The sequence below is a fragment of the Pseudoduganella aquatica genome (genome assembly GCF_009857595.1).
Lineage (GTDB): Bacteria > Pseudomonadota > Gammaproteobacteria > Burkholderiales > Burkholderiaceae_D > Rugamonas > Rugamonas aquatica_A.
The window spans coordinates 131,833-144,416 of record NZ_WWCU01000012.1 but is presented as its reverse complement, the minus strand read 5'-3'; the positions used below and the strand labels follow the sequence as shown (position 1 = coordinate 144,416).

Genomic DNA, 12,584 nt, shown 5'->3' with positions numbered 1-12,584 from the left:
CTATTCATTGGTGCAGCCGAGGACTTCCTCGAGGCTGGTCAGCCCGTTTTTCACTTTAACCAGGCCGGACTGGCGCAAGGACTTCACGCCTTCGCTTTCCGACTGGGCCGCAATCTGCATCGAGTTGCCGTGCGCCAGGATGATGCTCTCGATGGCCGGGGTGATCGGCATGATCTGGTAGATGCCGACCCGGCCCTTGTAGCCGCCGCCGTTGCAGCGCTCGCAGCCCACCGGGCCGTAGGGCTTCCAGCTGCCGTCCAGCTCCTCCGGCTTGTAGCCCGCTTTCAGCAGCAGCTCGTTCGAGATCTCCACCGGCTGCTTGCAGGTGCACAGGCGGCGCGCCAGGCGCTGCGCCGTGATCAGCACCACCGAGGAGGCGATGTTGAACGGCGCCACGCCCATATTCATCAGCCGCGTCAGCGTGGACGGCGCGTCGTTGGTGTGCAGCGTGGAGAACACCATGTGGCCGGTCTGCGCCGCCTTGATGGCGATGTCGGCCGTTTCAAGGTCGCGGATCTCGCCCACCATGATGATGTCCGGATCCTGCCGCAGGAAGGATTTCAGCGCCACCGGGAAGGTCAGCCCGGCGCGGTCGTTCACGTTCACCTGGTTCACGCCCGGCAGGTTGATCTCGGCCGGATCCTCGGCGGTGGAGATGTTGATGCCGGGCTTGTTCAGGATGTTCAGGCAGGTGTACAGCGACACCGTCTTGCCCGAGCCGGTCGGCCCGGTCACCAGCACCATGCCGTAGGGGCGCTGGATGGCGTCCAGCAGGATTTCCTTCTGGTCCGGGTCGTAGCCCAGCGAGTCGATGCCCATCTGGGCCTGGGTCGCGTCCAGGATACGCATCACGGTTTTTTCGCCGAACAGCGTGGGCAGCGTGGACACGCGCAAATCGATGGTCTTGGTGGGCGAGACGATCAGCCGCATGCGGCCGTCCTGCGGCACGCGCTTTTCCGAGATGTCCAGCTTGGCCAGCACCTTGATGCGTGACACCAGCTTGTCCTTGATCGACACCGGCGGCTGCGCATGCTCCAGCAGCACGCCGTCCACGCGGAAGCGGATGCGGTAGAACTTCTCGAAGGGTTCGAAATGCAAGTCCGAGGCGCCCATGCCCACCGCGTCCATCAGCATCTTGTTGAGGAAGCGCACGATGGGCGCGTCTTCCACCTCGTTGGCGGCCTGCTCGGCGGCGGCCGACGGCGCTTCGTTTTCCTCGGCGAACTGGATGTCCTGCTCGTCGCCGGCCAGCTCGGTCAGGCTTTGTTCGGCGCTGCGGTTCAGGCTGGCCAGCATGGCCAGCAGGGCGTCGTGCGCCACGATCACCGGTTCCACCGAGGACTCGGTCTGGAACTTGATCTGGTCCAGCGCCTGGATATTGGTCGGGTCCGAAATGGCCACCGACATCTTGTTGCCGCGCTTGGCCAGCGCCACCACGCGCTGCGTCTGCATCAGCTTGGCGTCGATGATCTTGGGCGGCAGCGCGTCGATGCTGAAGGCGGCCAGGTCCATCAGCGGATAGGCGAACGTTTCCGAACAGAAGTAAGCCAGATCGCGGGCCTGGATGGTGTTGCTGGCCAGCAGCGTGTCGATAAACGGCAGCTTGTCGGCCTGCGCCTTCTTTTGCAGCGCATCCGCCTGCGCGGGCGTGAGCCGGCCGGCTTGCATCAAGGCCCGCGCCAGTCCCGCCATGGGGGCGCTGGACGCCGTATTGGGTTGAACTGCTGCCATAGAAGCGCGCTGTCAGGAAAGACTACATAAGGAGGCTGGCTCTGGGGCCATCCACCGGATGATGCCCGTGGGCATCACTTTTGTAAAGCGGCATGCGTACCGTGCGCGGCTAGCGGCCCACCTTCCTAGCCCGCCCGTATCAATTTCACGACTTTGATGGCCTGGTTCTGCACTTGCACCACTTCCACCACGCAGCCGCCGAGCCGCACGCTGATGGCCGCCTCCGGAATTTCCTGCAAATATTCGAGCAGCACGCCATTCAATGTTTTCGGCCCATCCAGCGGGAAGTTTAATCCCAGACGCTTATTGATGTCACGCAAGGCCGTGGTGCCGTCGAGCAGGCAGTCGCCGGACGCGGTCCAGCTGAAGCTGTCGGCGCGCGCGGCGCCCGGAGTTGATGTCGTAAATTCACCGATCATTTCCTCGATGATATCGTCCAGCGTCACCAGGCCCTGCACTTCGCCGTACTCGTCGACGATGATGCCCAGGCGCTCCTTGTTCTCCTGGAAGTACTGCAGCTGGGCGAACACGCCGGTGTCCTGCGGAATGAAGTAGGGCTCCGACAGCAGAGCGCGGAAGTGCTCGGCGCTCAGCTCCTCGTCCTGCGTCAGCAGCGCCATCGCCTTGCGCACATGCAGGATGCCGATGATCTGGTTGATCTCGCCTTCGTAGACCGGCAGCTTGTTGTGGTAGCAGGTGGTCAGCTGCTGCTTGATCTCCTCCACCGGCGCGGCCAGGTTCAGCGCCTCGATCTGGGCGCGCGGCGTCATCACGTCCTCCACCGAAATGGCTTCCAGGTCGAACAGGTTGAGCAGGATGCTTTTGTGTTTTTGCGGAATGAAGTTGCCGCCTTCGAGCACCAGCGAGCGCAGCTCCTCGGGCGACAAGCGGGTGTCGCGCAGCGGCGTGCCCATCTTGACGCGGAACAGCTTGAGCACCACGCCCACGAACAGGTTGGTGAACCAGATCACCGGCTTGGCCGCCGCCATCATGGGCCTCAGGATGGTGGCCGTGGGCAGGGCGATCTGCTCGGGGTAGGTCGCGCCTATCATCTTGGGCGAGATTTCGGCGAACACCACCAGCAAGAAGGTCATGCAGGCGGTGGAAGCGACGATCAGCCATTCGTCGTAGCCGAAGGTGTGGATGACGATGGCCGTGACCAGGGCGATGGCGGTGGCGTTGATCAGCGTATTGGCGATCAGCACCAGCGACAGCAGCTTGTCAGTGCGGTCCAGCAGCCACAGGGTGGCCACGGCGCGCCGGCTGCCGCGCTTGGCCTGGTGGCGCAAACGGTAGCGGTTGGCCGCCATCAGGGCGGTTTCGGCCATGGCGAAGAACGCCGAGCATAGTATCAGGAAAGCAAGCGCAAGAAATTGCGCCCATATGGGAACGGTATCCAAGGGTCACCGTGAAGAAACAGGCATGATGGGGTGTAACTGGTCAGGCGTGACCGGCCCAGAGCGGGAAGCAGCACAATGCTGCTTCAGAATTGTGGATTTTAAGTCAAGCCCAGCCGGGGTGCAAGCTGCAAGGTTACAATTGCCTATCACACCACTAAGGAGTTTCGGCATGAATCGACCTCGCGTTCGCGCCCTGGCGTCGTCTGCCCTGGCGCTCGCCTCGGCGCTCTGCTGCGCACCGTCCGCCCAGGCCGCCACCCTGACGGTAGGCCCCGGCATGGCGTATGCGCGGCCCTGCCTGGCCTTTGCGGCCGCCCGCAGCGGCGACACGGTGGAGATTGAAGCCGGCGCGTATCCGGGCGAGCTGTGCCGCATTGCGCCCAACTTCCTCACCATCCGAGGCATGCGCGGCCGGGTCCGCATCGACGCGCAGGGGCGCGGGGCGGAAGGCAAGGGTGCCTGGATTATCGCCGGCAACGATGTGACGGTGGAGAACGTGGAGATCTTCAACACCAGGGTGGCCGACAAGAACGGCGCCGCGCTACGCATCGAAGGCAGCAACTTCACGCTGAAGAACAGCTTCCTGCACGACAACGAAAACGGCGTGCTGACCGGGGCCTCGCCCACCAGCCGCATCGTGATTGAAAACAGCGAGTTCGGCCACAACGGCGACGGCAGCGGCCAGACCCACAACGTCTATGTGGGCGACGTGGCCAGCCTGACCTTCCGCTTCAACTTCTCGCACGACGCCAACATCGGCCACAACCTGAAGTCGCGCGCGCGCATCAACACCATTATCTACAACCGCTTTTCCAGCCTGGCGCCGGGAGAAAAAGGCAGCACCGCCGCCGGCCGGCCCAGCTTCGAGATCGACCTGCCCAACGCGGGCGCGGCCTATGTGATGGGCAACATCATCGAGCAGCCGGCCGACAACGACAACAACACCCTGCTCGCCTACGGCAATGAGGCCAGCGGCGCGAACGACATGCTGTACGTGATGAACAACACCTTCCTCAACGACGACAAGCGCAACGGCGTGTTTGTGCGGGTGCACGAACGCGTGAAGGCGCGCGCGCACATCCAGAACAATATCTTCGCAGGCAAGGGCATCATCACCAACCAAGCCGGCGCGGTGGACAAGCACAACTATGCGGCAATGGAGGTGGACTTCGTCGACCGCGCCAACTACGTGCTGGTGCCGACCGAGAACGCGAAAATCATCAACGCGGGCGCGGAGCCGCCCATGCTGCCGTCCGGCGTGGCGCTGCGGCCCATCATGCAGTACAAGCACCCGGCCAGCGGCATGCAGCGCCCGGCGGTGGGGGCGCTGGACATCGGCGCTTACCAGGCGGTGATCGTGGAGAAGAGCAAGAAGAGCTGGTACGAAGGGCTGCTGAAGTAAGCTGCGGGGCGCGGTGTCAGCTCAGCATGCGCAGGAAGGCGCTGATCACCGGCGCATTGGTCAGGTCGATCAGGAAGCCTCCGGTGGGTGGCACGATGGTGGTGGCGCGCGGCGCGGGGCCGCGCTGGCGCGTAATGGCGTCCATGGCGGCCACTGCGGTGGCGGTGGAGCCGATGCCGTAGCCCGCCAGGCCTGCCGTGGCCACGCCCGCCTCGTGATTGCGGCCCAGCAGCGGCCACACCACGGCGGCGCAGAACAGCAGCGTAAGCGCGATATTGACGGCCAGGATGGCGAGCATGGGGCCGGCCACCGTGGCCAGGTCGGCCAGGTTCAGCGAGGCCAGCGTGACGGCCAGGAACAGCGGCAGCAGCACCGCCGCGATGCGCGCGATGCTCTCGCCGCGCAGCCAGCCGCCGCCCAGCGCGTCATGGATGGCGCGCACCGCAAAGCCCACCAGCAGCGCGCCCATATAGGCGGGCAGGGCGGCGCCGGCGCGGTCCAGGCCGAAGCTCACCCAGGCGCCGGCTTTCACGCAGGCCGCCACCAGCAGCAGGTGCAGCACCGCTCCGCGCCCCAGCGCCGCCAGCGCGCGCACGTCCGCTACAAAATTCGCTACCGCAGGCGCCGCAGCGGGCCGGCCAGCCGCGCCGGTAGCGCCAGCCGCCGCAGTGCCGGCCGTGCCGTCCTGGGCGATCGCTGCCGTTTCCCGCGCTGGAATCGGCGAGACCTTGCGCAGCAGCCACGCTCCCAGTGGCCCGGACAGCAGCGCCCCGGCAACCAGCCCGAAGGTGGCGGCGGAAGCGCCGATGGCGGCGGCCGACGCCAGCCCGGCCTGCTCGAAGCGCGACGCGAATCCCAGCGCCGTGCCGTGCCCGCCTACCAGCGTGAGCGAGCCGCAAGCCACGCCCAGCAGGGCAGGCGCGCCCAGGGCAACGGCCACCGCCGCGCCGGCCGCATTCTGCACCGCCGCCAGCACCGTGGTCGCCAGCAGCAGCACGACCAGCATGCGTCCGCCGCCCAGCAGCATGCGCAGCGGCGCGCCCAGTCCCACGCAAGTGAAGAAGGCGATCAGCAGCGGCAAATTGAGATTCTTGGCCGGACGCGCCAGCCATTCGATATCGGGTGTCACCAGCCAGGTCCACCATCCGGCGCTGACCTTGGTGCCGAAACTGACCGTGGCCAGACCGGATAAATTGATGCACAGGCAGGCCGCGCTGAACAGCAGCCCGCCTGCGACGGGGACAGGAATATTAATGCGCGCCAGCAGCGGTATCCGCTTCAGTAGCCATTCCCCCAGCAACAGGATGGGGATGGCGAGCAGCAGCAAAAACCAGGGGGAGTATGCTGGCGTCATAGGCGCTTACTTCTTCGCGCTCAGGCATTCCTTCATGAAGGCTTTGCGTTCATCGCCTTTCTTGCCGGTGGCGTCGGCGTTGCAGGTTTTCATTTTGTCTTGCTGGGTGACGGGGGCGGCAGGCTTGGCGCTCAAGCACTCCTTCATGAAAGCCTTGCGTTCGTCGCCCTTTTTGCCAGCCGCGTCGGCATTGCAGGTCCCCATTTTGGACTGCTGCGAATTCTTCGGCGCCGAAGCTGCCGCCGATGCGGACGCAGACGCCGATGCCGGGGCGGACGCGGGCGCGGCAAAGGCGGACGCGGCGAAACCGAAAGCAGCGATAACAGCAATAATTTTCTTCATGTCGTATTCCTGTAAAGTTGAGTGGCGGAACTGCTAAGGCTAACTATACGACAGTATTTCCCATTCCATGGTATCTAAGTGTTTCGTATGCAACACATCTGAAAGGAGCGCGCTATGCAAACTTTGGGCAAATGGATGATGGCCGCCGCCGCTGGCGGCGTACTGGCGCTGGCCGCCGGCTGCAGCACCAGTGGAGGCGGCGCTGCAGCGTCGGGCGCCTCGCTGACAGGCACCTCGTGGCAGCTCGCCGAGCTGGGCGGCCAGCCGGGCGGCAAGCAGTCGCTGAACTTCGACGCAGCGAAAGGCATGGTAACGGGCAGCGGCGGCTGCAACAACTTCACCGGCGCCTACCAGTGGAGCGGCAAGTCCCTGAAGATGGGGCCGCTTGCCTCCACCCGCCGCGCCTGCCTGGACGACGCCAGCGGCAAGCAGGAGAACGCCTACCTGCAAGCACTGGACGCCACCCGCACCTGGCAAGTGGAAGGCAAAACACTCATCCTGAGCGGCGACAGCGGCCAGCTGGCCCGGTTCACCGCGCAATAACAAGGATCAGGTTCGCCTCCGCGTTGCCAGCGTATATGCCTGGCCCTTGTCGCGTTTGGCAACGCTCAATACGAGCACGGTAATCGTCTGGTCTATGACTTCGTAGACCAGGCGGTATCCGAGGTCACGCAGTTTGATTGTGTACACGTTGTGCATATCCGGCCCATGCAGCCTGGCCGAGGGCACATGAGGCTCGGTCTTCATTGAATTCGAGGCTATAAGTCATCGAGGGAGACTTTCACAGTCTTGCCCCCTCTTCGCTGGCGGACTAATTCGGCAAGGTCGAGATCTTCCAGTTTTTCCAGGATGGCCTCGAACGCTTCCGCAGGAACCAGATAGGCGGCTGGGCGATTGTGGTTCAGTATCGCAACGGGCATTCCGCCAGCCTCCTCAATGACGGCGCCAGGATTGCGGCGCAGCTCCGTAATGCTGACCGTTGTGGAAGCGAAGATGGAATTTGTAAGCGCCATATTTATACCTGAGATGACATTATTTGGTGCATTATTTGACGTATTATTTCGTTCAATAATATGCTCGACCCAGCCCGGCCGCAAGCTGCATACGCAAGGGTGGGGACGATTCCGCTAACTTTCTGGGGGGGCAGGATGGGCAAACAGGCTGGTGTGGTTAAGGGCGCCTTGATGGCGTTGCTCGCGCTCGCGGCGGGGAATGCTCTAGCGGCCGAAGCGGGCAAGCCGGACCAGGCGCTGCTGGCCAAGGCTGAGCAATCCAGGCCGGAGGCGTTGAAGCTGCTGGAGCGGCTGGTCAATATCGACTCGGGCACCTTCAATGGGGCCGGGCTGGACCGTGTTGGCGCCATCGCGCAGGAGGAGCTGGTGCGGCTGGGCTTCAAGGTGGAAACCTTCCCGGCCGCGCCTGCGCAGAGCCGCAACATCCAGGCCACGCTGGCCGGCACCGGCAAAGGCCGCATCCTGCTGGTGGCGCATATGGACACCGTGTTCCCGGACGGCGCAGCCGCCGCGCGTCCGTTCCGCATCGACGGCGCGCGCGCCTACGGCCCCGGCATCATGGATGACAAGGGCGGTATCGTGGTGGCGCTGGCGGCGCTGAAAGTGCTGAAGCAGTCCGGCTACGCGGGCTACGGCAAGATCACCGTGCTGCTCAACACCAACGAGGAAACCGGCTCGCACGGCACGCGCACGCTGATGGAGAAGCTGGCCAGGGAGCATGACGTGGCGCTGAACCTGGAGCCCGGCCGCCCAGCCGACGGCCTGGTGGTGGTGCGCAAAGGCAGCGGCGAGATCGAGCTGGAAGTGAGCGGCAAGGCGGCGCACGCGGGCGTTGCGCCCGACTCGGGCCGCAACGCGGCCATGGAAGCGGCGCACCAGATGCTGCAGCTATCCAAGCTGGCGGACGCCAGCAAGCAGACCACGGTCAATTTCACCGTCATCAAATCCGGCGAGCGCAGCAACGTTATTCCGGACCACGCGGCGGTGCAGGCGGACGTGCGGGTGGCCGTGCCGGAAGAATTCGACCGCGTCGAGCAGGACCTGGCGCGCATCTCGGCCAACCATTTGATACCGGATACCAAGGTGAGCGCCAAGTTGCGCCGGGGCTTCCCGCCCATGCCGAAAAGTCCGGTCACGGACGCCGTCGCTGCCAAGGCGCAGGCGGTCTACGCGGAACTGGGGCGCAAGCTGACGCTGGAAAGCTCCGGCGGCGCGGCCGATTCCAGCCTGACCTATGCCGCCGGCGTAGCGACCATAGACGGCCTGGGCATCGTCGGCGGCGCCATCCATACGCCGGAGGAATACGCGGAGGTGGACAGCATCGGACCGCGCGTTTATTTGCTGGCGCGGCTGATACAGGAGTATGGCAGGTAGCGGTGGCGCTTGGCGGGTTACGGCGCGGCGCGCCTAACCCGCCCTACGGTTCCTAGGCTTATGACGATCGCGTAGGGCGGGTTAGGCGCAGGGCGCCGTAACCCGCCGCACCGGCTTATGCTTCGGCCACCAGCGCGATGGCGGCGCGGGTGGCGCCGGCGATGATGTCTTCGCGGTACTTGGCGTCTTCCTGGCTATGCGCTGTGTAGATGGCGATGACGATGGGCGCTTTACCGGGCGGCCAGATCACGGCGATGTCGTTGCGCGCGCCGTAGGCGCCGCCGCCGGTCTTGTCGCCCACGGTCCAGCCGGCCGGCGTGCCGGCGCGTATCATCTTGCCGCCGGTGGTGTTGCCTACCAGCCATTCCTTGAGCTGCTGGCGCTGCGGCGCGGGCAGGGCGTCGCCCACCACCAGCGCTTGCAGGCTGCGCATCATCGCTTGCGGCGTGGTGGTGTCGCGCGGGTCGCCGGGGATGGCGGTGTTGAGCTCGGTTTCCCAGCGGTCGAGGCGGAATTCGGTGTCGCCTACGCTGCGCGCGAAGGCCGTCACCGCTTCCGGGCCGCCCAGCACTTTCATCAGCAGATTGGCGGCAGGGTTGTCGCTGTATTGCACCGTGGCGGCGCACAGCTCCTCCACCGTCATGCCCTTGGCGATGCGCTCGCCGGTGATGGGCGCGTGCGGCACCAGGTCTTTTTCGGTGTAGTGGATACGCCGCTGCAGCAGCGACGGATCGCTGGCGCTGCGCTGCAAGATGGCGGCGGCCAGCACGGCCTTGAAGGTGCTGCACAGCGGGAAGCGTTCGCCGGCGCGGTGGCCGGCCTGCTTGCCGTTGGACAGGTTGATGGCGGCCACGCCCAGGCGGCCGCCCAGGTCTTTTTCCAGCGCCGCGAAGGCGGGCACGGTGGCATCGGCGGCGAAGGCGTCCAGGCTGACGAAGGGGGCGAGGGCGGCAGCGCCCAGGAAGTCCCGGCGCTGCATCAGCTGCCCCGGTAGGTGGAGTAGGACCAAGGCGACACCACCAGCGGCACGTGGTAGTTCTGCGCCGGGTCGGCAATGCCGAAGGCCAGCGTGACGAGGTCGATAAAGCGCGGCGACGGCAGTTCCACGCCCTGGGCAGCGAAGTAGTCGCCGGCGTTGAACACCAGCTCGTACTGGCCGGCCTTCATGGTGTCGCCTTCCAGCAGCGGGCCGGCGCAGCGGCCGTCGGCGTTGGTGATGTCCATCTTCAGCAAGACCTTGCCTTCAGGCTTGACCTCGAACAGCGCCACTTTCACTCCCGCGCCCGGCTTGCCGGCCGATGTGTCGAGCACGTGCGTACTGAGTTTTCCCATAATGCATCCTATATTCGTTGAGTGAATCACGATATCGTATAAATCTTATACTGATGTCGGCAATGCCATATATTATTGGCGGATGAGCACTTACGACAACTACCCCCGCGATATGACCGGCTACGGCCGCACGCCACCCCATGCGCAATGGCCGGGCGGCGCCCGCGTGGCGCTGCAGTTCGTCCTCAATTACGAAGAAGGGGGCGAGAACAACGTCCTGCACGGCGACCCCGCTTCCGAAACTTTCCTGTCCGAGATCATAGGCGCTGCGGCGTTTCCGATGCGCCACCTTAGCATGGAGAGCATCTACGAGTATGGCTCGCGCGCCGGCTTGTGGCGGCTGCTGCGCATGTTCGAGGACCGCAAGCTGCCGCTGACCATTTTCGGCGTCTCCATGGCGCTCAAGCGCAACCCGGAGGCGGTGGCCGCCTTCCTGGAACTGAAGCACGAAATCGCCTGCCACGGCCTGCGCTGGATTTCCTACCAGAACGTGGACGAGGCCACCGAGCGCGCCCACATGAAGGAGGCGGTCGAGATCATCAAGGAGCTGACCGGCAGCGCGCCGCAGGGCTGGTACACGGGCCGCGATTCGCCGAACACCCACAAGCTGGTGCTGGAACACGGCGGCTTCCGCTACGACGCCGACCATTACGGCGACGACTTGCCGTTCTGGCTGCCGGTGGCGCACAAGGACGCGGCGGGCCTGGACGTGGTGAGCCAGCAACTGATCGTGCCTTACACGCTGGACACCAACGACATGCGCTTCGCCGCCATGCAGGGTTTCAACTCCGGCACCCAGTTCTTCGACTACCTGAAGGACGCCTTCGACACCCTGTACGCCGAGGGCGATCCGAACGGCCTGAACCAGCCGAAGATGCTGTCCATCGGCCTGCATTGCCGCCTGGTGGGCCGCCCCGGCCGCGCCGCCGCGCTGGCGCGCTTCCTCGACTATGTGCAGAGCCACGACAAAGTGTGGATTACGCGCCGCATCGACATCGCCGAGCACTGGCACGCGACCCATCCGTTTTAAAGGCCGGGGTCAGACCCGTCGGGTCTGACCCCAGTAGTTGAATTGGAAGATATCCGACATCATCGGAATAATATAAGTAACGAGGCCCGTGAACTGCTAATCTTGTAATCTGGGATAACGCCGAGGCTACAATGTCAGAACCGATTCGTTTTTACTACCGGGGCGCCGTGCACGAAGTGAGCACGGCCTCGCCGACGCAGACCGTGCTGCAGCATTTGCGCGAGGATTTGCATTGCACCGGCACCAAGGAAGGCTGCGCCGAGGGCGACTGCGGCGCCTGCACGGTGGTGGTCGGCTCGCTGGTGGACGGCCAGGTTGAACTGAAGGCGGTCAACTCCTGCATCCAGTTCACGCCCACGCTGGACGGCAAAGCCCTGTTCACGGTGGAAGACCTGCAGCAGCCGGACGGCGCGCTGCACCCGGTGCAACAGGCACTGGTGGAATGCCACGGCTCCCAATGCGGTTTCTGCACGCCCGGATTCGCCATGTCGCTGTGGGGCATGTACCTCAAGAACGACGCTCAACCCTGCGCCCGCAAGGAAGTGGACGACGCCCTGTCCGGCAATCTGTGCCGCTGCACTGGCTACCGTCCGATTATCGATGCGGCCCAGCGCATGACCGAACTGCCCAAGGTGGAATTCGACCGCGCTGCCGTGGCGCAGCAGCTGGAAGCGCTCAAGCGCGACAAGCTGGCCACTTACAGCGTGGGCGAGCGCCACTTCCATGCCCCACGCACGCTGGATGAACTGAGCGCGCTGCGCGCCAGCCGCCCTTCTGCGCTGATACTGGCCGGCTCCACCGACGTGGGCCTGTGGGTGACCAAGCAGATGCGCGAGCTGAACGACATCATTTATCTCGGCCACGTGGACGCGCTGAAAACCGTGACCGTCGACGGCGGCATGCTGGAAATCGGCGCCGGCGTATCGCTGAACGACGCATACGCGGCACTGTGCCAGCACTATCCCGATCAACTTGGCGAAATGTGGCAGCGCTTTGCCTCGCTGCCCATCCGTAACGCGGGCACGCTGGGCGGCAATGTCGCCAACGGTTCCCCCATCGGCGACTCCATGCCGTGGATGATAGCGCTGGGCAGCGAAGTGGTGCTGCGCGGACCTGCGGGCACGCGCACGCTGCCGCTGGAAGCGCTCTATCTCGGCTACCAGAAGAAAGACCTGCGCGCCGACGAATTCGTGCAAGCCGTGCGTGTGCCGCTGCCGCGCGCGGACGTGCAGTTCCGCACCTACAAGCTGGCCAAGCGCTTCGACCAGGATATCTCCGCCGTCTGCGCCGCTTTTGCCTTTACGCTGGACGGCGGCGTGGTGCGCGAAGCCCGCATCGCCTTCGGCGGCATGGCCGCCACGCCCAAGCGCGCCGCGCTGGCCGAAGCCGCCTTGAACGGCAAGCCCTGGAGCGAAGCGAATCTCGCCCTGGCCATGGACGCGCTGGCGCAGGACTACCAGCCGCTGAGCGATATGCGCGCTTCGAGCGAATACCGCATGAAAACCGCGCAGAACCTGCTGCGCCGCTTCTGGTTTGAAACCCGGCTGGACGCGCCGCTCGCGGCCAACGCTGTCAACGCTTTTTCTTTGCGCGCCTGAAAGGACCA

General features: G+C 64.8%; 12 protein-coding genes. 5 read left to right on the top strand and 7 right to left on the bottom strand.

Annotated elements, in window-relative coordinates; genetic code table 11:
- Nucleotides 1-1,731, bottom strand: coding sequence for a type IV-A pilus assembly ATPase PilB (gene pilB, locus GTP77_RS13120; RefSeq protein ID WP_161072601.1), 1,731 nt, complete (start codon nucleotides 1,729-1,731; stop codon nucleotides 1-3).
- A 125-nt stretch (nucleotides 1,732-1,856) separates the two neighbouring features.
- The gene (locus tag GTP77_RS13115; RefSeq protein WP_161072600.1) at nucleotides 1,857-3,131 is read right to left on the bottom strand and encodes an HlyC/CorC family transporter; all 1,275 of its coding nucleotides are present in this window, start codon (nucleotides 3,129-3,131) and stop codon (nucleotides 1,857-1,859) included.
- A 169-nt stretch (nucleotides 3,132-3,300) separates the two neighbouring features.
- On the opposite strand from GTP77_RS13115, the gene GTP77_RS13110 reads away from it, so the two are divergent.
- A complete protein-coding gene (locus GTP77_RS13110; protein WP_228895112.1) occupies nucleotides 3,301-4,533 on the top strand; it encodes a right-handed parallel beta-helix repeat-containing protein in 1,233 nt (410 codons plus the stop codon).
- Between the two features lie 16 nt (nucleotides 4,534-4,549).
- On the opposite strand, the gene GTP77_RS13105 is transcribed toward GTP77_RS13110, so the two are convergent.
- Both GTP77_RS13105 and GTP77_RS13100 read right to left on the bottom strand, forming a co-directional pair.
- Nucleotides 4,550-5,887 (bottom strand): sodium/glutamate symporter, encoded by a 1,338-nt coding sequence (locus GTP77_RS13105; protein WP_161072599.1) that lies wholly within the window; start codon nucleotides 5,885-5,887, stop codon nucleotides 4,550-4,552.
- Nucleotides 5,888-5,893: 6 nt separating this feature from the next.
- Nucleotides 5,894-6,229, bottom strand: coding sequence for a PsiF family protein (locus GTP77_RS13100; RefSeq protein WP_161072598.1), 336 nt, complete (start codon nucleotides 6,227-6,229; stop codon nucleotides 5,894-5,896).
- Between the two features lie 114 nt (nucleotides 6,230-6,343).
- On the opposite strand from GTP77_RS13100, the gene GTP77_RS13095 reads away from it, so the two are divergent.
- Nucleotides 6,344-6,772 carry an META domain-containing protein gene (locus GTP77_RS13095; RefSeq protein WP_161072597.1) on the top strand — a complete coding sequence of 143 codons (429 nt, stop codon included), beginning with the start codon at nucleotides 6,344-6,346 and terminating at the stop codon, nucleotides 6,770-6,772.
- A gap of 215 nt (nucleotides 6,773-6,987) precedes the next feature.
- Here the strand turns inward: GTP77_RS13095 and GTP77_RS13090 are convergent, their stop codons facing one another.
- Nucleotides 6,988-7,242 (bottom strand): type II toxin-antitoxin system Phd/YefM family antitoxin, encoded by a 255-nt coding sequence (locus tag GTP77_RS13090; protein ID WP_161072596.1) that lies wholly within the window; start codon nucleotides 7,240-7,242, stop codon nucleotides 6,988-6,990.
- 171 nt (nucleotides 7,243-7,413) lie between these two features.
- On the opposite strand from GTP77_RS13090, the gene GTP77_RS13085 reads away from it, so the two are divergent.
- Nucleotides 7,414-8,616: a glutamate carboxypeptidase gene (locus GTP77_RS13085; protein ID WP_223149347.1), complete on the top strand. Its 1,203-nt coding sequence runs from the start codon at nucleotides 7,414-7,416 to the stop codon at nucleotides 8,614-8,616.
- 115 nt (nucleotides 8,617-8,731) lie between these two features.
- Here the strand turns inward: GTP77_RS13085 and bla are convergent, their stop codons facing one another.
- Both bla and uraH read right to left on the bottom strand, forming a co-directional pair.
- Nucleotides 8,732-9,595 carry a class A beta-lactamase gene (bla, locus tag GTP77_RS13080; protein WP_161072594.1) on the bottom strand — a complete coding sequence of 288 codons (864 nt, stop codon included), beginning with the start codon at nucleotides 9,593-9,595 and terminating at the stop codon, nucleotides 8,732-8,734.
- Nucleotides 9,595-9,948, bottom strand: coding sequence for a hydroxyisourate hydrolase (gene uraH / locus GTP77_RS13075; protein ID WP_161072593.1), 354 nt, complete (start codon nucleotides 9,946-9,948; stop codon nucleotides 9,595-9,597). Before uraH ends, bla begins: the two co-directional genes overlap by 1 nt.
- 82 nt (nucleotides 9,949-10,030) lie before the next feature.
- On the opposite strand from uraH, the gene puuE reads away from it, so the two are divergent.
- Nucleotides 10,031-10,978: an allantoinase PuuE gene (gene puuE, locus GTP77_RS13070; RefSeq protein WP_161072592.1), complete on the top strand. Its 948-nt coding sequence runs from the start codon at nucleotides 10,031-10,033 to the stop codon at nucleotides 10,976-10,978.
- Between the two features lie 131 nt (nucleotides 10,979-11,109).
- Nucleotides 11,110-12,576, top strand: a complete 1,467-nt coding sequence (gene xdhA / locus GTP77_RS13065) for a xanthine dehydrogenase small subunit (RefSeq protein WP_161072591.1) — start codon at nucleotides 11,110-11,112, stop codon at nucleotides 12,574-12,576.
- Nucleotides 12,577-12,584 lie beyond the last annotated feature (8 nt).

Bases quoted from the DNA above. Each gene is read 5' to 3' on its own strand.
- uraH (WP_161072593.1), bottom strand. From the start codon at position 9,948: ATGGGAAAACTCAGTACGCACGTGCTCGACACATCGGCCGGCAAGCCG.
- GTP77_RS13095 (WP_161072597.1), top strand. From the start codon at position 6,344: ATGCAAACTTTGGGCAAATGGATGATGGCCGCCGCCGCTGGCGGCGTA.
- puuE (WP_161072592.1), top strand. From the start codon at position 10,031: ATGAGCACTTACGACAACTACCCCCGCGATATGACCGGCTACGGCCGC.
- pilB (WP_161072601.1), bottom strand. From the start codon at position 1,731: ATGGCAGCAGTTCAACCCAATACGGCGTCCAGCGCCCCCATGGCGGGA.
- GTP77_RS13105 (WP_161072599.1), bottom strand. From the start codon at position 5,887: ATGACGCCAGCATACTCCCCCTGGTTTTTGCTGCTGCTCGCCATCCCC.
- GTP77_RS13085 (WP_223149347.1), top strand. From the start codon at position 7,414: ATGGCGTTGCTCGCGCTCGCGGCGGGGAATGCTCTAGCGGCCGAAGCG.
- bla (WP_161072594.1), bottom strand. From the start codon at position 9,595: ATGCAGCGCCGGGACTTCCTGGGCGCTGCCGCCCTCGCCCCCTTCGTC.
- GTP77_RS13090 (WP_161072596.1), bottom strand. From the start codon at position 7,242: ATGGCGCTTACAAATTCCATCTTCGCTTCCACAACGGTCAGCATTACG.
- GTP77_RS13100 (WP_161072598.1), bottom strand. From the start codon at position 6,229: ATGAAGAAAATTATTGCTGTTATCGCTGCTTTCGGTTTCGCCGCGTCC.
- GTP77_RS13110 (WP_228895112.1), top strand. From the start codon at position 3,301: ATGAATCGACCTCGCGTTCGCGCCCTGGCGTCGTCTGCCCTGGCGCTC.
- xdhA (WP_161072591.1), top strand. From the start codon at position 11,110: ATGTCAGAACCGATTCGTTTTTACTACCGGGGCGCCGTGCACGAAGTG.